Here is a 25239-nt window from a genome sequence, read left to right as displayed (position 1 = left end):
AGACGCCCGATGCGGCCGATCCCGGCGCTCTCAGAAGTAATCGCCGTCGTACAGAAGCTACCAGACGAAATATGAGTACTTTGAGCCGCTGACGCCCCAGGTGGCTTGCTTGCCGGATGCCTTGTCGTACATGACGCCGTCCCTGGTCTCTGTGTATTTCTCCAGAAATGCGTCCATCCCTTCGACCTTGAAGATTGCGCCGGTGCCAAACCGATCAGAGTAGGCCTCCATCGAAGATGTCACGCCCATCGTGGCCATGTCGTATTTTTCAACGGCCCCATTTTTCAGAGCGGTGGCGAAGGAAAGGGTGTCATCAAGGGAGGCAGGGTCCACCCCCCGCTCCAAAGCCGATTCCATCGTCTCCAGCCAAAACTGCTGCCAATCCGCGTCGTTATAACCGGCCGCTATACCAGTAAACGTTTCGCGGACGTTCCCCTCGGCGTCCTTGTGCTTTGTGTAGGTTCCTTCGGCGTCGTAGAAATTCATGGTGGCGATTTGCGACGCTGACCCCGTGAAGGTTTCGGTCACGCTGCCGTCATCAGCATCCTTCCTCGTGTACATCCCTTTCGCACCAAAGATCTGTAGCGCATCGGCGGCCTTAGCAGCCGTATCGTCGCTGCTCATCCTTGCCGCGATTTCAATGATCGTCCCGATCGCGTTGCCGGTCCGAAGGGCGCTGTCGAAACCGCCGCCAACTTCACCAAGCAGAGCGCCTGCTGGTGAGAGGGGCGCAGCCGATTGCGGCGCGCTCGAGGCGCTAAAAAGCAGGGAAACGGAACCGGCGGACATCGCATTTATGGGGAGTAGCATAGGGCTTCCTCATCGTTTTCTGATCGCCCGGAGCGGGCTGTGGACGTGCGTGCAGTCACGACGAACATCGAGAAGGGAAATTAGAAGACGAAATATGTGTACTTTGAGCCGCTGGCGCCCCAGCTTGAAAGCTTGCCGGTTGCCTTATCGTACATGACGCCGTCCCTGGTCTCGGTGTATTTCTCCAGGAAGGCCGCCATGCCGTCGACCTTGTAGCTAATCCCGCCGCCGGTGCTGCCGCTTGCATAAGTATTGCGATAGGTGCTTATCGAAGTCGTTACGCCCATTTCAGACATGTCGTATTTTTCAACGGTCCCATTTCGTAGCGCTGCGGTGAAGGAACGAGCGTTGTCAACGAAGGCGGGGTCGACACCCCGTTCCAGATTCGCTTCCATCTGCTCCAACCAGAACTGCTGCCAATCCTCATCATTGTAGCCGCTGGCGGTGCCGTTAAACGTTTCTACAATATTGCCCTCGGCGTCCTTGTGCTTTGTATAGGTTCCTTCGGCGTCGTAGAGCCGCATGCTCGCGATTTGCGATGCCCACCCTGTGAAGGTTTCGATGACGCTACGGTCCTCGAATTTCTCCTTCGTGTACGTCCCTTTCGCGCCAAAGATCTGAAGTGCGTCGGCGACCTTGGAGGACGTATCGTCGTTGCTCATCCTTGCTGCGATTTCAATGATCGTCCCGATCGCATTGCCGGTCCGCAGCGCGCTGTCGAAACTGCCACCAACCTCGCCAAGCAGGGCGCCTACCGGTGAGGGAGGCGCAGCCGGCTGCGGCGCGCTCGACGCACTAAAAAGCAGGGAAACGGAACCGGCAGACATCGCATTTATGGGGAGTAGCATAGAGCTTCCTCATCGTTTTCTGATCGCCCGTTTCATTCGGGCTACCCTCGATTGGAAGCGTCATGCTTGACCGCACCGTGCGGCAAAAATCCCCAATTTTTTCTTAATTTCTACCCATAGATGTAGCCCGCCTCGAAAGCGTATTTCTACGGCTTTGTCGGAAAAGACCATGGGTTGGAAACGGAACAGGGTCAGTGAAGAAATCGATCCCTGAAGGGCCGCAAACCGCAAGTGCCGAAGATGAACGGGGCAGCATGCTATCCGCGCGCCACCAGCCCTCTCCTACAGCTCCGGCTCTTCCGTCAGCAACTCGCTCACAAAATCGAACAGCCCATGCCGGCGGTCGCGGCGGATGCGTTCGGCGTTGACGATGCAGCTCACATGGCCGAAAGCCTCGTCGAGATCGTCGTTGACGATGACGTAGTCGTATTCCCGCCAGTGCTCGATCTCGGCACGCGAGTTCAGGAGCCTAGTGCGGATCACCTCTTCGGAGTCCTCGGCGCGGCGGTGCAGGCGAGACTGCAACTCGGTCATGGTCGGCGGCAGCACGAAGATCGAGACGACGTCGGCGGCCATCTTTTCCTGCAGCTGGCGGGCGCCCTGCCAGTCGATGTCGAACAGCATGTCGCGGCCCTCGCTCATCGCCAGCTCCACGGGCTCGCGCGGGGTGCCGTAGAAATTGCCGTGCACCTCTGCCCATTCGAGCAGGTCGCCGGCGTCGCGCATCTTCTCGAACTGCGGCACGGTGATGAAATGATAGTGCTTGTCGGCGATCTCGCTCGGCCGCTTGGCCCGGGTCGTGACGCTGATCGAGATTTCGAGGCTGCGATCCGCATCCAGAAGATTGCGGGCGATCGTCGACTTGCCGGCGCCCGACGGCGAGGAAAGAACCAGCATCAGTCCGCGCCGGGCGATCTTCACGGCCGGGGACGCTTTGCCCTGAGACGATGGGGCCGGGCTCATGTCTTACTCCAGATTCTGGACCTGTTCGCGGAACTGGTCGATGACGACTTTCAACTCGATGCCGGCGGACGTGACCGCCGCCGAATTGGATTTCGAACAGATAGTATTCGATTCCCGGTTAAATTCCTGTGCAAGGAAATCGAGCCGGCGGCCCACCGGGCCGCCCTTGTCTATAAGTTCGCCGGCGGCCGCCACATGCGCCTTCAGCCGGTCGATCTCTTCGCGCAGATCGGCCTTGGTGGCAAGCAGGGCCGCTTCCGCATGCAGCCGGTCGCGGTCGAGCGTCGGCGCCTCCTGGAGAAGCGCTGCGAGCTGGAAGGACAGCTTGCGGGCGATCTCCTCCGGCGTGCGGGAAGGATCGGTCTCGACGACCTGGGCAAGCTCCGCGATACGGGCGACCTGGCCTTTGAGAACGGCTGCCAGCGCCATGCCCTCGCCCTCGCGCATCCGCTGCAGATGACCGATCGCCTCGTCGAGGCTGCCGAGGATCGCGATATCGCGGGCTGCGACCGTCTCCTCGTCCTCTTCCGCCTCGCGGATATCGACTAGGCCGCGAATGCCCATCAGCGTATCGAGCCTCAGCGGCGAAGGATCGACGAGATCGCCGAGTTCGGCGCGCAGCGCCAGCACCGCTGCCAGCGCATCGCGGTTCAGCACCGCCTCCACCTTGGTCTCGGCAACGGTGAGGGTGAGGGTCGCCTGCAGATTGCCGCGCGAAAATTTCTCCGTGATCAGCCGGCGGACGTCCGGCTCCAGCCGTTCGAGACCGGGCGGCAGGCGCAGCCTTATATCGAGGCCCTTGCCGTTCACCGAGCGCAGTTCCCATGCATAACGGTTGCGCCCACTCGTGCCTTCGCTGCGGGCAAAACCGGTCATGGACTGCAATGTCATCGGTGTCTCCAGATCACGCTTTCGGGAAGCGGTCAGTTGCTCTTCGGCGGCTTTTCCGCTTCGTCGCCGTCCGGCTGGCCGTCTACCACTTCCGGGTTGGCGGCGCGCTCGGATTCCATTCTGCGCCAACGACGGACGTTGGCATTGTGTTCCTCGAGCGTCGCTGCGAACACATGCCCGCCGGTGCCGTCGGCCACGAAATAGAGGTCCTTGGTTCGCCAGGGATTGGCAACGGCTTCGAGGGCGGCACGGCCGGGATTGGAGATCGGCGTCGGTGGCAGGCCCTTGATCTGATAGGTGTTGTACGGCGTCGGCTTGACGAGGTCGGACTTGAAGATCGGCCGGTCGGAGGGTTTTCCCTCGCCGCCGAAGATGCCATAGACGATCGTCGGATCCGATTGCAGGCGCATGCCGCGCTGCAGCCGGTTGATGAAGACGGAGGCCACATGGGCGCGCTCGTCTTCCTTGCCGGTCTCCTTCTCGACGATCGAGGCGAGTACGACGAATTCTTCCCTGGTCTTGATCGGCAGGTCCGGGTCGCGACGCTCCCAGATCTGGTCGACCATCTTCTGCTGCGCAACCCGCATCTGCTGGATGATGTCGGCGCGCTTGCTGCCGCGCGAGAACTTGTAGGTATCCGGCCTCAAGCTTCCCTCGGCCGGCAGTTCTGACGGCAGGTCGCCTTCGAGCACCGCATCCTCGGCGAGACGCAGCATCATCTGCCGCACCGTCAGGCCCTCCGGCATGACGACCGAATAGAGGATCGACTTGCCCGATTCCAGGATGGCCATGATGTCCTTCATGGAGGCGCGCGCCTTGATCTCGTATTCGCCGGCCTTCAGCGTCTCGCCCTTGCGCAGGTAGGTCGCCGTCACGTAGCGGAACACGCGTGCATCGGAGATGATACCGTTGCGTTCGAGATTTGTGGCGATTTCCGCAAGCCCGTTGCCAGGGCGAACCATGAAATGGGTGTTGGCTTCGAGCGGGCCTGGCTGCTGGAAGGCCGAGATCATGTAGTAGAAGCCAGCTACCCCGATCACGCAGAGAACCACGACCATGGTCATCACGAAATTCAGGAAGATGACGACCTGGCTGCGCGCCTTCTTGGAACGGCGGGGCGGTTCCGGCACGCGTTCGGGCTTCAGGGCCTCGTTCGGCGATTTCGGAATAATCGGTCCCCTGCCATTGCCGGGCGGCAATTCACTGACATGATTCGTATCGTTCAACCGCGCCCCCCGGGGTTAACGCCCCCTACAGACTCAAAGACTTGCAACCCGCTGTTTGGCCAACCAATGCGGCGAAAAACAGGTCCAGAAGATGATACGAGCCGGCTCGCGAGTCCAGCCGGCATATGTTTCAGTGCCCGAAACAATCGACGCCATGAAAATCCGGCCCCGAAAGATCAGGTCCCAAGGATCAGGCCCCAAGGATCAGGCTTCGTAGCGGCGCAGCACGAGAGATGCGTTGGTGCCGCCGAAACCGAAGGAGTTCGACAGCGCGACGTTGATCTCGCGCTTGCGCGCCTTGTACGGCACCAGGTCGATCGCCGTCTCGACATCGGGATTGTCGAGGTTGAGCGTCGGCGGCGCGATGTTGTCGCGAATGGCAAGCGCCGAGAAGATCGCCTCGACCGCACCGGCAGCGCCGAGAAGATGGCCGATCGCCGACTTGGTCGACGACATGGAGATCTTCGAAGCGGCGTTGCCGACCAGACGCTCGACCGCGCCGAGTTCGATCGTGTCGGCCATGGTCGAGGTGCCGTGGGCGTTGATGTAGTCGACGTCCGACGCCGAGAGACCGGCGCGCTTCAGCGCCGCGGTCATGCAGCGGAACGCGCCGTCGCCGTCTTCCGAAGGCGCGGTGATGTGGAAGGCGTCGCCGGACATGCCGTAGCCGACCACTTCCGCATAGATCTTGGCGCCGCGGGCCTTGGCATGTTCCAGCTCTTCCAGAACCACGATGCCGGCGCCCTCGCCCATGACGAAACCGTCGCGGTCGCGGTCATAGGGGCGCGAAGCCTTCTGCGGATCGTCGTTGTGCTTGGTGGAGAGCGCCTTGCAGGCGGCGAAACCGGCCAGCGAAATGCGGCAGATCGGCGATTCCGCGCCACCGGCGACCATCACCTCGGCATCGCCGAAGGCGATCATCCGGGCCGCGTCGCCGATCGCGTGCGCCCCGGTGGAACAGGCAGTGACGACCGCATGGTTCGGACCGCGCAGCTTGTGGCGGATCGATACCTGGCCGGAGACGAGATTGATCAGTCGGCCGGGAATGAAGAAGGGCGAGATACGGCGCGGACCCTTGTCGCGCAGCGTATAGCCTGCCTCGACAATGCCTTCGAGGCCGCCGATGCCCGAGCCGATCAGCACGCCGGTGGCGATCTGGTCCTCGTCGGTCTTCGGATGCCAGCCGGCATCTTCGAGCGCCATGTCGGCGGCGGCCACACCGTAGATGATGAAGGGATCGACCTTGCGCTGTTCCTTCGGCTCCATCCACTGGTCCACGTTGAACGTGCCATCGGAACCGTCGCCGACAGGAATGCGGCAGGCGATCTTTGCGGGAAGGTCTTCGACCTCGAATTCAGTGACAACGCGGGCAGAGTTCTCGCCGGCCAGCAAGCGCGACCAGCTGACTTCCGTTCCGCATCCGAGAGGAGATACCATGCCGGTACCGGTGATAACGACCCGTCTCATCGCCAGTGCCCTACCCTATAATTTTTTCTCGATTTTCAGGGCCCAAGCCCCAATTGCTGAAACGGCCCGAACAAGCGGGCCGTTTTCGGGACCTGCCTTGCGGCGTCATCCCCACTATGTCGGGTTGATCAGGCCTGAGCCTTCTCGATGAACTTCACAGCGTCGCCGACGGTCAGGATGGAATCGGCAGCGTCGTCAGGGATTTCAACGCCGAATTCTTCCTCGAAAGCCATGACCAGTTCGACGGTGTCGAGCGAGTCCGCACCGAGATCGTCGATGAAGCTTGCGCCTTCGACGACTTTGTCGGCGTCGACGCCGAGGTGGTCAATAACAATTTTCTTAACGCGTTCTGCGATATCGCTCATGTCGGTTTCCTCGACCTTTGTCTTTATCGAATGCCCGATCGGCATCCGCACCCTGTTAAAAACCTGCGACCGCCGCTTGTTCAGCGCCGATGCGGGCAAACCCGTTCTCCCCTTTTCAGGTTCCGATCCTATTGCACTCACGCAATATGACGGCCTGCATTTCAGGGTGACCATTCACAGTCATGGCCCGCTTAACATGGTTTCCGTGTTCAGCAAAGCCAGAATTTGTTCCATTGCACAGCCGCCAACAACCGATTGTAACGTGTTTTCTCGAAGGCGGCACTCAATCAGATCATCGCCATGCCGCCGTTGACATGCAGGGTCTGGCCGGTGACGTAGCCAGCCTCGCTGGAGGCGAGATAAAGGACCGCGGACGCGATGTCCGATCCGGCGCCCATGCGCTTCATCGGAATGGCGCCGAGGATCGCCTCTTTCTGCTTGTCGTTGAGCTTGCCGGTCATTGCGCTGTCGATGAAGCCCGGCGCGACGCAGTTGACCGTCACGTTGCGGGTGGCAATCTCCTGGGCGAGCGACTTCGAAAAACCGATCATGCCGGCCTTGGAGGCGCAGTAATTGGTCTGGCCCGGATTACCGGTGACGCCGACCACGGAAGTAATGTTGATGATCCGGCCGTAACGGCGGCGCATCATCGGATGGGTGAGTTCGCGGGTCAGGCGGAAGACCGCCGTAAGGTTGACTTCCAGGACCTTGTCCCAGTCGTCGTCGCTCATGCGCACGAACAGGCCGTCCTTGGTGATGCCGGCATTGTTGACGAGGATGTCGACCCCTTCGAGCTCGGCCTCGGCCTTTTCGCCGAGCGCCTTCACTTCGGCGCGGTCGGAGAGGTTGGCCGGGAAGATCTTGACCCGCTCGCCGAGTTCGGAGGCGAGCGCCTCGAGCTTCTCGACGCGCGTGCCGTGCAGGCCGACGGTGGCACCCCGGCTGTGCAGCATCCGGGCGATCTCTTCGCCGAGCCCGCCGGTTGCGCCCGTCACCAATGCCTTGCGGCCGGTCAAATCAAACATGATCGTGTTCCTTCGCGTGTCTTTGGGTCTCAGCAGGGGGTTTCACCCGAGAATGGCTGTGAGCGCGGCTACGATATCGGCCGGCGTGTTGACGGCAATGCCGGAGATATTCTTGTCGATGCGGCGGGCAAGGCCGGTCAGCACTTTTCCCGAGCCGATCTCGTAAAGGGTCGTCACGCCGTTGGCGCCGAACCATTCCACCGTCTCGCGCCAACGGACCTGGCCGGTGACCTGGGTGACCAGCAGCCTGGCGATCTCGTCGGCATCATAGACCGGCACGGCGCGCACATTGGCGATCACCGGCACAACCGGGTTGTTCTTTGCCACCTTGTCGAGCGCGTGGCGCATGGCGTCGGCCGCCGGCGCCATCAGGTCGCTGTGGAAGGGTGCAGAGACCGGTAGCATGATGGCGCGCTTGGCGCCCTTTTCGGTCGCGAGCGCCGCTGCCTTTTCGACAGCCGCCTTGGAACCAGAGATGACCAGCTGACCGCCGCCATTGTCGTTGGCGATCTGGCAGACGCCGGCATCGCGCGCTGCGGCGCAGATGGCGTCGACGTCCCCATGTTCGAGGCCGATGATCGCCGCCATGGCGCCCTGCCCGACCGGAACCGCGGACTGCATCGCATCGCCGCGGATGCGCAGCAGGCGTGCCGTATCGGCCAGCGAGAAGGTGCTGGCGGCGCAAAGAGCAGAATATTCTCCGAGCGAATGGCCGGCGACGAAGGCCACCTTGTCGGCGAGCTTCAGGCCGCGCGCTTCCATCACCCGGATCGCTGCGACCGAGACGGCCATCAGCGCCGGCTGCGCATTGGCGGTCAGCGTCAGCGTTTCTTCCGGGCCGTTCCACATAACGTCGGAGAGTTTCTGGCCGAGCGCCTCGTCGACTTCATCGAAGACGGCACGGGCTTCGGGAAAAGCCTCTGCCAGGTCCTTGCCCATGCCGACAGCCTGGCTGCCCTGGCCGGGGAACGTGAATGCGATCGTGCTCATGGGGATGATTTCCTTCCCTTATGTTTTGCCCTCTCCATTCACATTCCGGCCCGGAGAGTCAAGGGCAGCGCGGTTTTCGAGGCCTTTTCCGGCCTGTTGTCCCCTTGCGCTTCGTCAAATCGCGCTTAGAGTGCCGCCGACTTTTTAAGGACGGGATCTGTTGGCATGAAATACAAGAAACTTGGGCGCACGGACCTCTCCGTGTCGGAAATCTGCCTCGGCACAATGACCTGGGGCACCCAGAATTCGGAAACCGAAGCCCATGAGCAGATGGACTACGCGTTCGAGAACGGCGTCAACTTCTTCGACACCGCCGAACTCTATCCGACCACGCCGGTCAGTCCCGCCACCTATGGCCGCACCGAGGAATATATCGGCACCTGGCTGAAGAAGAATGCGGCCAAGCGCAAGGACCTCATCCTCGCCACGAAGATCGCCGGCAGCGGCCGTCCACATATCCGCGAGGGCCGCGACATCGAGTCCGCCACCATCCGCCAGGCGGTCGACGCCAGCCTCAAGCGCCTGCAGACCGATTATCTCGATCTCTACCAGATCCACTGGCCGAACCGCGGCACCTTCCATTTCCGCAATTCCTGGACCTTCGACGTTTCGAAGCAGGATCGCGACAAGGCCGCGGCCGAAATCGCCGAAATCCTCGAAACGCTTGGCGAGCTGGTGAAGGAAGGCAAGCTGCGCGCTGTCGGCCTTTCGAATGAAAGCGCCTGGGGCGCGATGAAATATCTCCGCCTGTCGGAGAAAAAAGGCCTGCCGCGCATCGCCTCGCTGCAAAACGAATACAATCTCCTCTACCGGCATTTCGATCTCGACCTCGCCGAGGTCGCCCATCACGAGGATGTCGGGCTGATGGCCTATTCGCCGCTCGCCGCCGGCCTCCTCACCGGCAAGTACCAGAACGGCGCAAGGCCGGAAGGGTCCCGCGCGACGATCAACAAGGATCTCGGCGGCCGCCTGACCCCGTATCAGGAGCCGGCGGTAAAGGCCTATATCGAGGTCGCCGAAAAGCACGGCCTCGACCCGGCGCAGATGGCCCTCGCCTTCTGCCTGTCACGCCCTTTCATGGCCGCAGCCATCATCGGCGCGACGTCCATGGCCCAGCTGAAGCACGACATGGCGGCAGCAGACGTGACACTGTCGGACGAGGTGTTTGCGGACATCGCCGAGGTTCATAGGCAGTGGCCGATGCCGCTGTAACACCTGAGACACCGACCCTGGGAGCGGCGCCCTGTCACCAGCAAGCGACGTTCCCTGGTTCGACCTGCATTTTTCCGCTCGTCGCGGGCCGAATACGAGAATTCGCTATCGAGCGTCGTGCTGACGCTTGCAACCATGCCCGGCTGAACGGACCTAAAGCCCCGCGGAATTGCAATCCAGGGGCGGCGGAATAGCATATTTTGCAACCCATACTAAGACTTTGTTAACGCTCCTCCCACACTTTCGATTGCAATCTTAGGCGATCACATTCGAGGATTTCGGTCGCCTCCTGCCATTCTCGATTTGGAAGAACGAGCATGCTCAGCGCCGTATCGTCTTTGAGCGCCGCCTATCACGGCCGCTCCGCGTTGCAACTTCTGCAGGTATCGGTTGACCGTACCGGCACCGACGGCAGCATCGAGAGGATATCCGCCGGGCTTTCTCCGCTGATGAACGGGACCGCCAATGCGGCGATCGACATCCTGATCCTGATCGCGCTGGACGCTAAGGGCAATAGCGACATCTCGGTCGAAGCGAAGGATGGAGCGGTGACGGCCAAGGCCGGCAGCGGCGACGACACGATCAAAATCAGCGCCGGAGCCGCGATCGGCGTGTATGGCGGCTCCGGCAACGACACGATCGACATCGCAACAACCGGCATGAAATCGATCCTCGACTCCCTCAACGTCGCCGCAGACAATGTTAAGGGCGGCGAGGGCGACGACAGCATCCATATCGACGGCCATGGGGTCGTGATGCGGATCTACGGCGACGCGGGCAACGATCTCATCGAGATCGGCAGCACTGGCGGCGACGCATCGTCGGGCATGCTCGACTATGGCATCGACATCGTCAAAGGCGGGGCAGGCAACGATACGATCAAGCTTGCAAGCGACTCGCAAGTCGGCCGGATCTACGGCGACACGGGCGACGACGTCATCGACATCAAGGCCGGCGGCATGGTTTCCAGTATCCGCGGCGGCGACGGCAATGACACGATGAGCGCCGAAGGGCGTAGCGTCTCCAGCCTCGACGGCGGAAACGGCAACGACACGATCGTCGTCAACGCCTCCTACGCTTACGACATCGACGGCGGCGACGGCGGCGACGTGATCATTGCCACGACGGACGGCTTCCTCGCCCAGGTTTCGGGCGGCAAGGGCGACGACTATGTCGTGCTCGACAACAAGGGCCGGGCCGAGGCCGGCTATCGTTTTAGCGAGGGCGACGGCCGCGATGTGATCGTCACCAATGGCCCACTCGAAATCAACGGCTTCAGCGAGGACGGCACCCGGCGGCTCGACATGAGCAAGGCCAGCGTCACCGTGGACGGCGACACCGTGACGATCGGCTTTGCCGGCACTGCGGACAGCATCACCGTGAAGCTCGGCGGGCGGATGGCCGATGCCGGCATCCATCTGGTCTACAGGCCGGAAACACAGTCGCTGCTGATTGCCGACGACCGGTATATTGCGGAGAACACGCCGGCCCCGCCGGTCTTCGACCGGAGTGAAGACAATCACGCGGGCTCCTTCCACCGGTAAGGTTACGTCCGATGGCGATGCCGCTCCGCGGCATGACCCAGCCGCGAAACCTCTCATTTTTCTTTACCAAGCGCTTACCGCGCAAAGCGATGCCGCTGTCTCGCGACCCTGCTCTTCTATAATCTGTTCTCAATCAATGTCCGGTATGATGGCGGCATGTGAAAGACGGGACCTGCGGCCTCTGATGGGCCGCTTGCCGGAGGACAGAGCCATCACCAGCATCACCAACTCGTTCTATCGGAACTCCAATGCGGGCGCCTATGCCTCGTTGCTGTTTTCCGGTTCGTCCATTTCGGCGAGCTCCTCTTCCGGCAGCGCCAACGGTTTCACCTCGGGCAGCGCAGGCGGCATCGAGCCCGACACGCAGGGGCCGGCGCAGCGGGCGTTGGCGCGGATCGTCGAGATCCTCGCGCTCGGCAGGGCCGACGACACGTCCGAGGTAAACGTCAGCGAAAGCCTCGGCTATATCACCCATGCCTCCGGCAGCGAAGGCGACGATAGCCTGACGATGACCGGCCGCGCCGTCTACAATGTCGATAGCGGCGCCGGTGACGATACGTTGAAGATCAAGACAGCTTCCGTCTCCGGCGTCGAGGCCGGCGACGGCGCCGACAGGATCGAGGCAAAGGCCACCCTCTTGCGCGCCATAAACGGCGGCGCCGGCGAGGACGACATCCAGCTTGCAGGAAAGCTGGCGATGGAGATTTCGGGCGGCGACGGTGCCGACAGCATCCGGATCTCGGCCGAGACGATGACCGGCATCGATGGCGGCGACGGCGACGATACGCTCTATCTCGAAGGACGCCGCATCTTTGCCTCGGGCGGTGCAGGCAATGACACCGTTACCATCCACCAGACCGGCAAACCGTCCGGCCAGGGCGTCGTCGAATACACGTTCGGCAAGAATGGCGGCCAGGACACGATCGCCACCGATGGGCCGATCTCGCTGCGGTTCGACGGCTATTTCGAGAAGGATGTCAGCATTTCCGTCAAGGACAATGTGCTGACCGCCTCGTTCAAAGGCTCGGACGACAAGATCACGGTGACGCTCGACGAGAAGGCACTGAAGGGCAGCGCCCTCACTTATGGCTTCTCCTTCGATAAGGGACAATCGGTCCTCAAGATCGGCTGATCCGCTCTTCGGTTACTGATCGGGGATACCGCCGGGCCTCCCGGCGATATCCGATGGTAATGACGGCCGGCTTCACTCCGTCGGCGGTGCTGCGGGCTCGACGACCGGCGTCGGTACCGGCGCAGGGGACGGGGGTGCCGGCCGGAACGGTGCGGCATCGACGGGCAGGCCCGACAGGCGGATGATGGTCGGCAGTCCCCATTTGCGGCCGTTGACCTGTTCATCGGCGTTGAGGCCGGGCTTGCCGGCAGCGATCAGATCCGCCTCGACGCTGTCGAGCAGCTCATCCTTGTCGGGCGTCCATCCGGGTTCCAGATTGAAAAACGACAGCGGATCGCCCTTCAGCAGGCCTGCGAACGTCGCCGCCACGATGATCGAGCCGAGCGTCCCCAGCCGATCGCCGGCGCCGCCGACGGTCAGCGTCGAGCCCTCGACCTGGGGGTCGAACTCGGCCTCTCTCAGGATATAATACCAGAGGGCCTCCCGCTCGGTTTCGGCGATATTGATGATCGGGATATCCAGGAGCTTGGCGACCTCGATCGCTGAAGGCAGCTGCATCCTGACGCCGCGTACCAGATTGCGGGCGGCAAGCACGTTGAGGATCTTGGTGTTGTCCCCTGGCTTGTCGGGATCCTCCGGCAGTTCGCGCAGCGCATTCGCCAGCACGCCGTCGAATTTTCGGGCCACCTGCGGGAATGTCGGCCGGACCGAGGACGACATCCTGAGGAACCAGTCCCACTGCACGACCCGGTCCGGGTGCAGCGCGCGAAACCCTCGCAGGTCCTCGGCATTGAACTTGAAGGTCGGCGTGAAGACGCCGACGCCCTTGGCGAAATTCGTCTGGTAGCCGTTGCGGACCAGCGAATGCCCGAACCGATAGGCGGCGACCGAAAATTCCAGCGGCATGAACGGATTGTTCTTCCAGTCATAGACATCTTCGTAGCCGAGCTCCCAGGAGGTTCGCCCGTTGCCGGCATCGCGGTCCCTGCGAAGCGCCCGCTTGTGGACGGAGGGATCGCAGATGCGGGCCATGTAGTCATGCCAGATAATCCACTGGTAAAGCCGCCGCAGCGTCTTACGTGCAGCCTCGAAGGCCTTCCTGGACGACAGGCCCTTCTTGGTCGCCGCCTTGACGAGCGTGTTATGGGCCAAAAGGAAGGCCAGGTGCAGCTGGGCGACAATGGCGTTCTCGTCATTGCGCGGGTCGCCGATCAGAGCGGTATCCTGGCCTGCGGCGCGCGGCAGATCCTTGAACGGCGCGCCGGCGATCTCGCCGATCCGAAAACAGCCCGGCGCCGTCTTGTCGTAGAGATAGGGCTGGGCATCCGGCCCCTGCCCGTAGATGCAATCGAGATCGAGCCGCGGCGTGCGGAAATTATGAAGCCGGTTCGGATCGAGCTCCGCCTCGCTGAGCGGCGTCGTGTCCAGCGTCAGGTCATGGTCGATGAACTGACCGAAATAGACGTAACCGGACGGAAGTTTGGAGTCGCCCGCGGGCGGCGCCGTCGTATCGACCATCTTGGTCGCTACAAAATCCATGAAATAGGCTTCCAATGCCGCAGCACTACCTATCCCTGCACCTGTAAAACCGGTTGTATCCGGCTCCCAGCCCGGAAGTTCGGGAAACAACCGCCCGAAACCTCCCTGGTAAAATCGAGAACGTGGCGCGGTTACTTCAAAGTTCTTCTCTCCATGATGCATGACAAATTCCCCTCCACTTTGGTTGAATACCCTCCAGCACTTTTCCCGCGGCAGACTATACTCCAATTACTCGCATTTTCAACCTACAGGTTTGTTAACTCTACCTTAAGTATAATTTAGATATCTCTAATTGATTACATTCGATGAACCACCCTTGCCTTCTCTCCAAAAATCCGTATAAGCGCGCTGTTCGCAACACCCGGTCTTCTGGCTGGTGGCTGAACGGAGGGCAGGCTTCCTCGAAAAGGAAGCCGCAGGGACCATAGGGTCCAAGCCTCCCGTGTCTCCGCTCTCGACCGTCTCGATACAACACTTTTCTTGGGCACGGGTTCTCCCGTTCAGGAGCAGTCGTTGAGGCTTAGCCGCCGAGGTCCGGGTAGACAACCGCAAGAAAAGGCAAAGCTTACATGGCTCTTTATGAACACGTATTCCTTGCCCGGCAGGATATGTCCGCTCAGCAGGTTGATGCCCTCGTCGAACAGTACAAGGGCGTCATCGAAGCTAACGGCGGCAAAGTCGGGCGCATTGAAAACTGGGGCCTCAAGTCCCTCACCTACCGCATCAGCAAGAACCGCAAGGCTCACTACGCCCTGATGGACATCGACGCACCGGCTCCGGCCGTGCACGAGATGGAACGCCAGATGCGCATCAACGAAGACATTCTTCGCTACATGACGATTGCCGTCGAGAAGCATGAAGAAGGTCCGTCGGCGATGATGCAGAAGCGCGACCGTGACGACCGTCCGCGCCGCGATGGCGACGACCGTGGCCCGCGCCGCGAATTCGGCGACCGTCCGCCGCGCCGCGAAGGCGGCTTCGGCGACCGTCCGGACCGTGGTCCGCGTGAAGGCGGCTTCGAGCGCCGTCCGCGCGAAGACCGTGCGTAATAGAGGCTAAGGAGAAAAGACTATGGCTGACGTATCATCATCCTCCTCCCAGGCACGCCGTCCGTTCCATCGCCGCCGCAAGACCTGCCCGTTCTCGGGTGCCAATGCGCCGAAGATCGACTACAAGGACGTACGCCTCCTGCAGCGCTACATTTCCGAGCGCGGCAAGATCGTTCCGTCGCGCATCACGGCCGTTTCCCAGAAGAAGCAGCGCGAACTCGCCCAGGCGATCAAGCGCGCCCGCTTCCTCGGCCTGCTGCCCTACGTCGTAGCGTAATTACGAATACCGGACCCGCTGATCAAAAGTCAGCGGGTCTATCCCTTTCGCGATGGGCGCGGATCGGAACCTCCAAAACCCCATGTTGGGGATGAAGTGCCTGAGAGATCGTTCAGGACTTGTCCCCTAACTGCTTCAAAAAGCAGGACAGCGAGACCGTGACGAACAAGATACAGACAGTGCTGCCCACCGGCATCCTTGCCGGCATTGCCGCCACCCTGCTCGTGCTGGGTGCGAATGCGCAGCTGTCCTTTGCGTCCGTGCTTTACGCTGCCTCTTCGCTTCCGATCTTCATCGCCGGCCTCGGCTGGGGCAATCGCGCCGCCGTCATCGGGATCGTCACCGCCGGAATCCTCGGCGCCATCCTCGTCTCGCCGATGTTTGCTGTCGCGATGGCGGTGTTCACGCTGATCCCGGCCGGCTGGCTTTCGCATCTCGCCAACCTCGCGCGTCCCGCCTCCGAACTCGGCGGCCCGGACAACCTGATGGCCTGGTACCCGATCTCGGATATCCTCCTGCATCTGTGCGGCCTGGTGACGATCGCCGTCATCGCGCTGGGCGTTGCGATCGGCTACGGCCCGGAACTCACGGACCGGATGGTTGACGCGATGACCGCGGCCCTGCAGGCCCAGGAGCCGGCCTTCACGCCGGAACCGGCGGGCATGGCGCAGACCAAGTCGCTGCTGGTGCTGATGCTGCCGCTCGTCCAGGGCGGCGTCTGGGTGACACTGCTGTTTGCCGCCTTCTACATCGCCGTGCGCATCGTATCGCGTTCCGGCCGGGCCCTGCGTCCGCGCGAGGACATGCCGTCGGCACTGCGCATGAACCGCCACGCGATCTTCATCTTCCTCGGCGGCATCGTGCTCGCATTCCTGGGTGGCGTTCCGGCGATGATCGGCGCGACGATCTGCGGCACGTTCGGCGCCGGCTTCCTGATGGCCGGTTTCGCCTCCTTGCATTTCCGCAGCCTCGGCAAGGACTGGCGCATCCCGGTCCTCGTCCTCTGCTACCTCTCTTCAATGCTCGTCCTGCCGGCGATCGCGATCCTCATCCTGGGGCTTTCCGATACGAGGCGGACGATCGCGCTCACTCCGCTCAAGACCGGCGCGAGCCCCGACAACAAGACCACCGAAAACAAGAACTGAAAAACAAGAACTGACTGATCGAAAGGAAATCTAACCATGCAAGTCATTCTGCTTGAACGCGTACCGAAGCTTGGCCAGATGGGCGAAACCGTCAAGGTCCGCGACGGCTTTGCCCGTAACTACCTCCTGCCGCTCGGCAAGGCTCTCCGCTCCAACGAAGCCAACAAGAAGCGCTTCGAATCCGAGCGCGCCACGCTCGAAGCACGCAACCTCGAGCGCAAGGGCGAAGCCGCCAAGGTCGCCGAAGTTCTCGACGGCAAGTCCTTCATCGTCGTGCGCGCCGCCGGCGAAACCGGCCAACTCTACGGCTCCGTCGCTGCCCGCGACATCGTCGAGGCGCTCGCTGCCGAAGGCTTCACCATCGGCCGCAACCAGGTCGACCTCAACACGCCGATCAAGGAAATCGGCCTGCACAAGGTCTCGCTGCACCTGCATGCGGAAGTCGAAGTGTCGATCGAACTGAACGTTGCCCGCTCGGCTGAAGAAGCCAGCCGCCAGTCCCAGGGCGAAAGCCTCACCTCCGCCGACGCCATCTACGGCGTCGACGAAGATGCGCTGCGTCCGGAAGACTTCTTCGATCCGGAAGCCGACGGCGCCGGCGACGACGAATAAGCGTCGTTCCAAAGACTGTTCAAAGAGCGCCCGGGCCGACAAGGTCCGGGCGTTTTTTTGTCTATTTTCAGCGTGTAGGATGAAGCCTCGCGCCAACGATTCGCCGAATGCCACAGTCAAACGGATTCGTGCCGTTTTCCGTAATTTTGTAAGCAGCCTGTGAATCACTGTGTGTAGCGAACTGAATCATTTCAGGACGCCTCGCAACCCGTTAGAACCGAGGGCTTGGCAGCAGGACAGGACGGACAGAAGACCATGAACGACGCAGTACGCAAGCTTGCCAATATCCAGCCGGCAGAGCCGCATTACCGCGAAGCCCCGAACAATATCGAGGCCGAACAGGCGCTTCTCGGCGCGATCCTGGTCAATAACGACGCCTATTACCGCGTCTCCGACTTTCTGAAGCCCGTCCATCTCTACGAGCCCCTGCACCGCAAGATCTTCGAGGTCGCCGGCGACATCATTCGCATGGGCAAGACCGCCAACCCGGTGACGATCAAGACCTTCCTGCCCGCCGACGACAAGGTCGGCGATCTGACGGTGGCGCAATATCTCGCGCGCCTCGCCTCCGAAGCCGTGTCGATCATCAATGCGGAGGACTACGGCCGGGCGATCTACGACCTGGCGCTGCGCCGCGCGCTGATCACCATCGGCGAAGACATGGTCAACATCGCCTTCGACGCGCCGCTCGACATGCCGCCGCAGACGCAGATCGAGGATACCGAACGCCGGCTGTTCGAACTCGCCGAAAACGGCCGTTACGATGGCGGCTTCCAGTCGTTCAACGATGCGGTGGCACTTGCCATCGACATGGCCGGCCAGGCCTTCGAGCGCGACGGCCATCTTTCCGGTGTCTCGACCGGCATCATGTCTCTCGACAGCAAGATGGGCGGGCTTCAGCGCTCCGACTTGATCGTGCTTGCGGGACGCCCCGGCATGGGCAAGACCTCGCTCGCCACCAACATCGCCTATAACATCGCCGCCTCCTACGAGCCGGAAGTCCAGCCGGATGGTTCGTTCAAGGCCAAGAACGGCGGCGTGGTCGGCTTCTATTCGCTCGAAATGTCGGCCGAACAGCTCGCCACCCGTATCATCTCCGAACAGACGGAAGTCTCCTCGTCAAAGATCCGCCGCGGCGACATCACCGAGGCGGATTTCGAAAAGCTCGTCGCCTGCAGCCAGATGATGCAGAAGGTGCCTCTTTTCATCGACCAGACCGGCGGTATCTCGATCGCCCAGCTTTCCGCCCGCGCCCGCCGCCTGAAGCGGCAGCGCGGCCTCGACTGCCTGGTGGTCGACTATATCCAGCTGATGACCGGCTCGGGCAAATCCGGCGAGAACCGCGTGCAGGAAATCACCCAGATCACCACGGGCCTGAAGGCGCTCGGCAAGGAACTGAACGTGCCGATCATCGCGCTGTCGCAGCTCTCCCGCCAGGTGGAAAGCCGCGACGACAAACGCCCGCAGCTCTCCGACCTTCGCGAATCGGGCTCGATCGAACAGGACGCCGACGTAGTGCTGTTCGTGTTCCGCGAGGAATATTACGTCAAGAACATGGAGCCGCGCGACATCGCCGACCCGAAATATCCCGAATGGGAAGTGCTGATGGACAAGGTCAAGGGCACGGCGGACGTGATCATCGCCAAGCAGCGCCACGGACCGACCGGCACCGTCAAGCTCGCCTTCCAGTCGGAATACACCCGCTTCGCCGATTTGGCCGACCCGAGCTTTACGCAGTACGAAGAGCATTGATCGACTGAGATTTGACAGACCGCCTTCATGTTGGCATTATCGCCAACATGAAGGCGGAACAGCTTTACCGTTCGAAAAGCGTGTTGTCGGATGGGGCTATCGTCGAGATGGTGATCTGGAAGGTTCCACGTCGCGTGGAGGGCAGCCAGCATGACTATAAGTATAGCCTGTTCTACGGTTATGAGGGACGAAGGGTTGTCGCTTACGATAACGAACGAGGCAAAGGCGATCACAAACACATCAAGGGCCACGAGGAAGCATACGAATTCTCAACAGTTGACAAGCTTATCGCCGATTTCCTCGGGGATGTGCACATAAGGAGGCAACGCGGCCGATGACGACAGCGACGATCCGAATTCAACGAGACGATGCGACCGTGCTTCAGAATGCCGCCGAAGGGTTTCTCGCTGCCTGGAAAACCGGCAAAGCTCAGGAGCACGTCTTCAGCTTCTCCTCCCCCGAACAGCTTTTTACGGTCCTGACGCCGAAGCGCTGGACATTGATCGAGGCGCTGCAGAGCCTTGGCCCCTCGACCTACCGCGCTTTGGCCACAGCCCTTTCCCGCGATGTGAAGCGCGTGCATGAGGATACGGCAGTCCTGATCGAATGGGGCCTTGTCGAGGTAAACGAAGACGGTCGGATCTACGTGCCCTACGACGTCATTCATGCGGATTTCGATCTGCGTAGCGTCGCCTGACGTGTAGCCCCCCAAAAGATTGTGCAGCGCGAAAGATTTTGCGGGCGTGGTCTTTTTCCTGCCTTCGAAACCGGTAGGATTGCTGCAACCATCCTCATGCCCTACGAGCCGACATGACCGATTTCGACAGCGAGCTTTCCTATCCCGACGATTTCGATATCGCGCCCGTCCGGCTGACGGTCGATCTGGGTGCGCTTGCCGACAATTGGCGGGAGATGGCGCGGCGTTCGGGAACGGCGCGGGCGGCGGCCGTCGTCAAGGCGGATGCCTATGGACTCGGGCTCGAGGATTGCGGCATCACGCTTTACGAGGCCGGCGCCCGGGATTTCTTCGTCGCCGTGGCGCGGGAAGGCGTGACGCTGCGCGCCTATGCCCCCGACGCCCGCATCTATGTTCTCTCCGGGATCTGGCCCGGCCAGGAGGCGATGTTCTTCGAACACGATCTGGTGCCGGTTCTCGCCTCGGAAGAACAGCTCGCCTTCTGGATGTCGGTGACATCGGAATATGGCGACCACCCCTGCGCGCTGCAGGTCGATACCGGCTTCAACCGGCTCGGCCTGCCGCTTGAGGACGCCATCGCCTTTGCCGACGACGTGTCGCGTCCGGCGAGCTTCTCGCCCGTCCTAGTGCTGTCGCATCTCCACAGCGGCGACACGCCCTCCTCGCCCCTCAACCAGAAACAGCTTTCGGCTTTCCAGAGGGTTGCGGAGGCTTTCGAAGGCATCGAGACCAGCCTTTCGGCTTCCGCCGGGATCTTTCTGGGGCCGGACTATCAATTCGATCTCACCCGCCCCGGCATTGCGCTTTATGGCGGCGAGGCGGTCGTCGGGGTGCCTAACCCGATGAAGCCGGTCGTCAAGGCGGAAGCCCGCATCATCCAGATCCGCGACGGGAAAAAGGGCGAGACGGTAAGTTACGGCGGCACCTATCAGCTCTCCCGCGACAGCCGACTGGCGGTCGTGTCTGCGGGTTATGCGGATGGCTACAAGCGCGCACTCTCCGGCTCCGGCGTGCCGTTGCGCCAGACGGTCGCGCAAGGCGGTTTCGGTTTCGTCGCGGGCCGCAAGGTCCCGGTCATCGGCCGCATCACCATGGACCTGACGATCTTCGACGTCACCGACATCCCGGCATCGGAGATCCAGGCCGGCGACTATGTCGAACTGTTCGGCCCGAACATAGACGTCGACGACGTCGCCCGTGCCGCCGGCACGATCGGCTACGAACTGCTGACCAGCCTCGGCCTGCGTTATGAGCGCAGATATATCTATCCCGAGGATTGAGCCAGCATTCGCTTGCCTCTTGGAAGCGGAAATTCCTCGTGCTATATGAGAACAAAAGGAGATCGAAATGGCCGAGATCCATCTCAGCGACGAGGACCGCGACTTCATCGAGGAACAGGTGAAGGCCGGGATTTACAAGGATGCCGACGAAGTCGTGGCAGCGGGACTGCGACTGCTTGGGAGCAAGGAAGGCAAGCTCGTCGAACTGCAGCGCCTTATCCAGGAGGGGATCGATGACGTCGAAGCCGGCCGTGTCCATCATTATGCTTCCGGGGAAGATTTGCTGAACGACATCAAGCGCATGTCGGCCGAACGCAAGCAGAAGACGGGGACCGGCCATTAAAACCCGAGACGCCGTCTGGACCACCACAGCGCGTGCCGACTTGATCGAAGATCACGCCTATATCTCCCTCGAAAATCCTCCAGCAGCTGACCGGTTTGTTCTCGACATCTTTGCAAAGGTTCACTCCTTCGCCGAGCTCTGTCTGACCGGTGTCGAGCGAGAATTCGGCACTGGCATCCGGAGTTTTGCCTATCGGGAACGGATCATCTTCTTTCGGATCAGCGAGACCGAGTTGACCGTTCTCCGCGTCCTGCACAGCCATCAGAACGTCTCCCCCGACGACTTCACGACAAGCGAAACCTGAATTCCCCATGGCAAAATCCAAAACCCAATTCGTGTGCCAGAACTGCGGCACGGTGCATAACCGCTGGGCCGGCAAGTGTGACGGCTGCGGCGAGTGGAACACCATTATCGAAGACGACATGATGGGCGGCATCGGCGGAGGTCCCGGCAAGGTGCCGAAGAAGGGCCGCGCGGTGGCACTCACGACGCTGTCGGGCGAGACCGAGGAAGCGCCGCGCATCTTCACCGGTATCTCCGAGCTCGACCGGGCAACCGGCGGAGGTTTCGTGCGCGGCTCGGCGGTGCTGGTCGGCGGCGATCCGGGCATCGGTAAGTCGACGCTGCTGATGCAGGCGGCGGCAGCCCTTTCCCGTCGCGGCCACCGGATCATCTACGTCTCGGGCGAAGAGGCGGTGGCGCAGGTCCGGCTGCGCGCCCAGCGGCTGGATGCCGCCGATACCGAGGTGCTGCTCGCGGCCGAAACCAATGTCGAGGACATCCTCGCCACGATCGGCGAAGGCAAGCGCCCCGACCTCGTCATCATCGATTCGATCCAGACGCTATGGAGCGACACGGCCGATTCGGCGCCGGGCACCGTTACCCAGGTGCGCACCGGCGTGCAGGCGATGATCCGGTTCGCCAAGCAGACCGGGGCCGCCATGGTCCTCGTCGGTCACGTCACCAAGGAAGGCCAGATCGCCGGCCCGCGCGTCGTCGAGCACATGGTCGATGCGGTCCTCTATTTCGAGGGCGATCGTGGCCACCACTACCGCATCCTGCGCACCGTCAAGAACCGATTTGGGCCGACCGACGAGATCGGCGTCTTCGAAATGTCCGACAAGGGGCTTCGCGAAGTCACCAATCCGTCCGAGCTCTTCCTCGGCGAGCGCAATTCGAAATCGCCAGGTGCCGCGGTCTTTGCCGGCATGGAGGGCACGCGGCCGGTTCTGGTCGAGGTGCAGGCGCTGGTGGCGCCGACCTCGCTCGGCACGCCGCGGCGTGCCGTGGTTGGCTGGGATTCGTCGCGCCTGTCGATGATTCTCGCGGTCCTGGAGGCCCATTGCGGCGTCAAGCTCGGACAGCACGACGTGTATCTCAACGTCGCGGGCGGTTATCGCATCACCGAGCCTGCGGCCGACCTTGCGGTCGCGTCCGCACTGGTATCCTCGCTTGCCGGTCTTGCCCTGCCGGCCGATTGCGTCTATTTCGGCGAAATCAGCCTCTCGGGCGCGGTGCGGCCGGTTTCGCAGACTGCGCAACGCCTTAAGGAAGCTGAGAAACTTGGTTTTGCAGGAGCGATGCTGCCGGCCACGTCCGCGGAGGTGCCGAAGGGCGCGAACGGACGCTGGGTGACGATCGAGGACCTGCCGGATCTGGTGTCCCGCATTGCGGGTTCCGCCGCCAAGCTGAGACAAACGCCGGAAGATGATTGATCTTCCGTTAACAAGCCCGCTGATGTATGACGGCTGCGGTAAGGCGGGGCGCCGGGCTTGAAGCCGGCAAGTCTTGAAGTCGGCAAGTCTGGAGTAGATCATATATGCCCATCACGATTTTCGATGGTATCGTCATCGCTGTGACGCTGTTTTCCGCTGTTCTCGCCATGGTTCGCGGTTTTTCGCGAGAGGTGCTGTCGATCGCAAGCTGGGCTGGCTCGGTCGCCGCTGCCTATTACCTCTACCCCCTGGTTCTGCCCTATGTGAAGCCGCACCTGAGTGACGAGCGCATCGCAATCGCCGCGTCGGCCGGCGCCATCTTCCTGATCGCGTTGATCATCATCTCGTTCATCACCACCAGGATCGCTGATTTCATCATCGACAGCCGCATCGGCGCGCTCGACCGGACGCTGGGTTTCCTGTTCGGCGCCGCCCGCGGCATCCTGCTGCTCGTCGTGGCCGTCGCGTTCTGGAACTGGCTGGTGATGCCCAGCGCCCAGCCGACCTGGGTGACGCAGGCGAAATCGAAGCCGTTCCTCGACACGCTCGTCGCCCGCCTCGAAGCCGTGCTGCCCGCCGATATCGAGCCGCAAATCCGCGCCCGCATCCTCGGCCGCGGAGCAGCGCCAACCGATGGCGCTCCGGCTCAGGATCAGCCGGCGGCAGACGACGCGCCTGCGACAAATAATTGACGCGATCTTGCGCTTGATGCAGCGCAAAACGTCACCATTTGTGGTATCATTCGCATTCAAGTGAAAAACAGGCTGGTTTCCGGGGAGGTTCTCCCCGGCCGGCCTTTCCATTTTTCCGACAGGGACAGGTTGTCCACAGGGATAAGGGGCCAAGATGAATCAGGCGGTTTCCGAGACGTTCGCCGAAGACAGCGTCAATGAGTGGGATGGCGATACGCTGCATGAAGAATGCGGCGTGTTCGGCATTCTCGGCCATCCCGAGGCTGCGACGCTGACGGCGCTCGGGCTGCATGCCTTGCAGCATCGCGGTCAGGAGGCGGCCGGTATCGTCTCTTTCGACGGCTTGCGCTTCCATTCGGAACGCCGCATGGGCCTCGTCGGCGATCATTATACCGATCCCGTCACCCTTGCCCGCCTGCCCGGCAATATCGCGATTGGCCACAACCGCTATTCGACCACCGGCGAGGTGGCGCTGCGCAACGTCCAACCGCTGTTTGCCGAACTTGAGGTCGGCGGCATCGCGGTTGCCCATAACGGCAATTTCACCAATGGCCTGACCCTGCGCCGGCAGCTGATCGCCGGCGGCGCCATCTGTCAGTCGACCTCCGATACCGAAGTCGTCCTGCATCTCATCGCCCGCTCCCGTTATTCGTCGACCGCCGACCGGTTCATCGACGCGATCCGACAGATGGAAGGCGGCTATTCGATGCTCGCCGTCACCCGCACCAAGCTGATCGCCGCGCGCGACCCCACCGGCATCCGCCCGCTGGTCATGGGCGAACTCGACGGCAAGCCGATCTTCGCGTCCGAGACCTGCGCGCTCGACATCATCGGGGCCAAGTTCGTCCGCGACGTGGAGAACGGCGAAGTCATCATCTGCGAAATCCAGGCGGACGGTTCGATCTCGATCGACGCCCGCAAGGCCGGCAACGGCCAGCCGGAACGGCTCTGCCTGTTCGAATACGTCTATTTCGCCCGTCCCGATTCCGTCGTCGGCGGCCGCAGCGTCTATGTGGCGCGCAAGAACATGGGCATCAACCTCGCCAAGGAAGCGCCGGTTGAAGCCGACGTCGTCGTGCCGGTGCCGGATGGCGGCACGCCAGCTGCTCTCGGTTACGCCCAGGAAAGCGGCATCCCGTTCGAATACGGCATCATCCGCAACCACTATGTCGGCCGCACTTTCATCGAGCCGACCCAGCAGATCCGCGCCTTCGGCGTCAAGCTCAAGCATTCCGCCAACCGGGCGATGATCGAGGGCAAGCGCGTCGTGCTAGTCGACGATTCGGTGGTGCGCGGCACGACGTCTCTGAAGATCGTGCGGATGATCCGCGATGCCGGCGCCAAGGAAGTGCATCTGCGCGTCGCCAGCCCGATGATCTATTATCCGGACTTCTACGGCATCGACACGCCGGACCGCGACAAGCTGCTCGCCAACCAGTACGACAGCCTGGAAGCCATGTGCCGGTATATCGGCGCGGACAGCCTCGAATTCCTGTCGATCAACGGCCTCTATCGCGCCGTCGGCGGGGAAGACCGCAACAACGCCCGCCCGCAATTCACCGACCACTACTTTACCGGCGACTACCCCACCCGCCTGCTCGACAAGGACGGCGAGACGATGGGGCGCAAGGTTTCGGTTCTGGCCAGCAACGGCTGAGAGCCCGT

The 25239-nt window shown here is 61.9% G+C and carries 26 protein-coding genes; 16 read left to right on the top strand and 10 right to left on the bottom strand.

Annotation, left to right across the window (positions count from 1 at the left end; genetic code table 11):
- Nucleotides 1-57: 57 nt before the first annotated feature.
- From LZK81_RS07290 to fabD, 9 genes are all read right to left on the bottom strand, one after another.
- Nucleotides 58-810 carry a hypothetical protein gene (locus LZK81_RS07290; RefSeq protein WP_233955660.1) on the bottom strand — a complete coding sequence of 251 codons (753 nt, stop codon included), beginning with the start codon at nt 808-810 and terminating at the stop codon, nt 58-60.
- A gap of 80 nt (nt 811-890) precedes the next feature.
- A complete protein-coding gene (locus tag LZK81_RS07285; protein ID WP_233955659.1) occupies nt 891-1658 on the bottom strand; it encodes a hypothetical protein in 768 nt (255 codons plus the stop codon).
- Between the two features lie 282 nt (nt 1659-1940).
- Nucleotides 1941-2621 carry a guanylate kinase gene (gene gmk, locus LZK81_RS07280; RefSeq protein WP_046636472.1) on the bottom strand — a complete coding sequence of 227 codons (681 nt, stop codon included), beginning with the start codon at nt 2619-2621 and terminating at the stop codon, nt 1941-1943.
- 3 nt (nt 2622-2624) lie between these two features.
- Complete coding sequence (locus tag LZK81_RS07275) at nt 2625-3512, bottom strand: YicC/YloC family endoribonuclease (protein ID WP_046609847.1); 888 nt, start codon at nt 3510-3512, stop codon at nt 2625-2627.
- Between the two features lie 32 nt (nt 3513-3544).
- Nucleotides 3545-4738 (bottom strand): endolytic transglycosylase MltG, encoded by a 1194-nt coding sequence (mltG, locus tag LZK81_RS07270; RefSeq protein ID WP_046605624.1) that lies wholly within the window; start codon nt 4736-4738, stop codon nt 3545-3547.
- A gap of 204 nt (nt 4739-4942) precedes the next feature.
- Complete coding sequence (gene fabF / locus LZK81_RS07265) at nt 4943-6205, bottom strand: beta-ketoacyl-ACP synthase II (protein ID WP_233955658.1); 1263 nt, start codon at nt 6203-6205, stop codon at nt 4943-4945.
- Nucleotides 6206-6333: 128 nt separating this feature from the next.
- Complete coding sequence (locus tag LZK81_RS07260; RefSeq protein WP_003502080.1) at nt 6334-6570, bottom strand: acyl carrier protein; 237 nt, start codon at nt 6568-6570, stop codon at nt 6334-6336.
- Between the two features lie 287 nt (nt 6571-6857).
- Nucleotides 6858-7595, bottom strand: coding sequence for a 3-oxoacyl-[acyl-carrier-protein] reductase (fabG, locus tag LZK81_RS07255; protein WP_151041552.1), 738 nt, complete (start codon nt 7593-7595; stop codon nt 6858-6860).
- A 42-nt stretch (nt 7596-7637) separates the two neighbouring features.
- Nucleotides 7638-8585, bottom strand: a complete 948-nt coding sequence (fabD, locus tag LZK81_RS07250) for an ACP S-malonyltransferase (protein ID WP_233955657.1) — start codon at nt 8583-8585, stop codon at nt 7638-7640.
- Nucleotides 8586-8750: 165 nt separating this feature from the next.
- Here fabD and LZK81_RS07245 point away from each other — a divergent pair, with 165 nt between their 5' ends.
- The 3 genes from LZK81_RS07245 to LZK81_RS07235 all read left to right on the top strand — a co-directional run bounded on the left by LZK81_RS07245 (nt 8751) and on the right by LZK81_RS07235 (nt 12473).
- Nucleotides 8751-9797, top strand: a complete 1047-nt coding sequence (locus LZK81_RS07245) for an aldo/keto reductase (protein ID WP_233955656.1) — start codon at nt 8751-8753, stop codon at nt 9795-9797.
- A 317-nt stretch (nt 9798-10114) separates the two neighbouring features.
- Nucleotides 10115-11341: a hypothetical protein gene (locus LZK81_RS07240; RefSeq protein ID WP_233955655.1), complete on the top strand. Its 1227-nt coding sequence runs from the start codon at nt 10115-10117 to the stop codon at nt 11339-11341.
- Nucleotides 11342-11525: 184 nt separating this feature from the next.
- Nucleotides 11526-12473, top strand: coding sequence for an RTX toxin (locus tag LZK81_RS07235; protein WP_233955654.1), 948 nt, complete (start codon nt 11526-11528; stop codon nt 12471-12473).
- 72 nt (nt 12474-12545) lie between these two features.
- On the opposite strand, the gene LZK81_RS07230 is transcribed toward LZK81_RS07235, so the two are convergent.
- Nucleotides 12546-14012: a peroxidase family protein gene (locus tag LZK81_RS07230; RefSeq protein WP_233955653.1), complete on the bottom strand. Its 1467-nt coding sequence runs from the start codon at nt 14010-14012 to the stop codon at nt 12546-12548.
- A gap of 569 nt (nt 14013-14581) precedes the next feature.
- Between LZK81_RS07230 and rpsF the strand changes: the two genes are divergently transcribed.
- The 13 genes from rpsF to purF all read left to right on the top strand — a co-directional run bounded on the left by rpsF (nt 14582) and on the right by purF (nt 25231).
- Nucleotides 14582-15061 (top strand): 30S ribosomal protein S6, encoded by a 480-nt coding sequence (gene rpsF, locus LZK81_RS07225; RefSeq protein ID WP_037080787.1) that lies wholly within the window; start codon nt 14582-14584, stop codon nt 15059-15061.
- A gap of 22 nt (nt 15062-15083) precedes the next feature.
- Nucleotides 15084-15338 (top strand): 30S ribosomal protein S18, encoded by a 255-nt coding sequence (gene rpsR / locus LZK81_RS07220; protein WP_007771634.1) that lies wholly within the window; start codon nt 15084-15086, stop codon nt 15336-15338.
- 158 nt (nt 15339-15496) lie between these two features.
- Nucleotides 15497-16483, top strand: a complete 987-nt coding sequence (locus LZK81_RS07215; RefSeq protein ID WP_046605632.1) for a hypothetical protein — start codon at nt 15497-15499, stop codon at nt 16481-16483.
- Nucleotides 16484-16519: 36 nt separating this feature from the next.
- Nucleotides 16520-17095: a 50S ribosomal protein L9 gene (gene rplI, locus LZK81_RS07210; RefSeq protein ID WP_037080794.1), complete on the top strand. Its 576-nt coding sequence runs from the start codon at nt 16520-16522 to the stop codon at nt 17093-17095.
- Between the two features lie 255 nt (nt 17096-17350).
- Entirely contained in the window at nt 17351-18847 is a 1497-nt protein-coding gene (locus LZK81_RS07205; RefSeq protein WP_046605633.1) for a replicative DNA helicase, read from the top strand.
- A gap of 11 nt (nt 18848-18858) precedes the next feature.
- A complete protein-coding gene (locus LZK81_RS07200; protein WP_326491505.1) occupies nt 18859-19185 on the top strand; it encodes a toxin-antitoxin system TumE family protein in 327 nt (108 codons plus the stop codon).
- Entirely contained in the window at nt 19182-19544 is a 363-nt protein-coding gene (locus LZK81_RS07195; RefSeq protein ID WP_046605634.1) for a transcriptional regulator, read from the top strand. The genes LZK81_RS07200 and LZK81_RS07195 overlap by 4 nt, the downstream gene beginning before the upstream one ends.
- A gap of 113 nt (nt 19545-19657) precedes the next feature.
- Complete coding sequence (alr, locus tag LZK81_RS07190; protein WP_233955652.1) at nt 19658-20824, top strand: alanine racemase; 1167 nt, start codon at nt 19658-19660, stop codon at nt 20822-20824.
- Between the two features lie 67 nt (nt 20825-20891).
- Nucleotides 20892-21167 carry a type II toxin-antitoxin system ParD family antitoxin gene (locus tag LZK81_RS07185; RefSeq protein ID WP_046605636.1) on the top strand — a complete coding sequence of 92 codons (276 nt, stop codon included), beginning with the start codon at nt 20892-20894 and terminating at the stop codon, nt 21165-21167.
- Nucleotides 21168-21207: 40 nt separating this feature from the next.
- Entirely contained in the window at nt 21208-21471 is a 264-nt protein-coding gene (locus LZK81_RS07180; RefSeq protein ID WP_233955651.1) for a type II toxin-antitoxin system RelE/ParE family toxin, read from the top strand.
- Between the two features lie 7 nt (nt 21472-21478).
- Complete coding sequence (gene radA / locus LZK81_RS07175) at nt 21479-22882, top strand: DNA repair protein RadA (protein ID WP_046605638.1); 1404 nt, start codon at nt 21479-21481, stop codon at nt 22880-22882.
- 104 nt (nt 22883-22986) lie between these two features.
- Nucleotides 22987-23574: a CvpA family protein gene (locus tag LZK81_RS07170; protein WP_233955650.1), complete on the top strand. Its 588-nt coding sequence runs from the start codon at nt 22987-22989 to the stop codon at nt 23572-23574.
- Nucleotides 23575-23728: 154 nt separating this feature from the next.
- A complete protein-coding gene (gene purF / locus LZK81_RS07165; protein WP_046605640.1) occupies nt 23729-25231 on the top strand; it encodes an amidophosphoribosyltransferase in 1503 nt (500 codons plus the stop codon).
- Nucleotides 25232-25239 lie beyond the last annotated feature (8 nt).

Source organism: Neorhizobium galegae (genome assembly GCF_021391675.1).
GTDB classification, from domain to species: Bacteria; Pseudomonadota; Alphaproteobacteria; order Rhizobiales; family Rhizobiaceae; genus Neorhizobium; species Neorhizobium galegae_B.
This window is presented reverse-complemented; position numbering and strand designations above follow the sequence as displayed.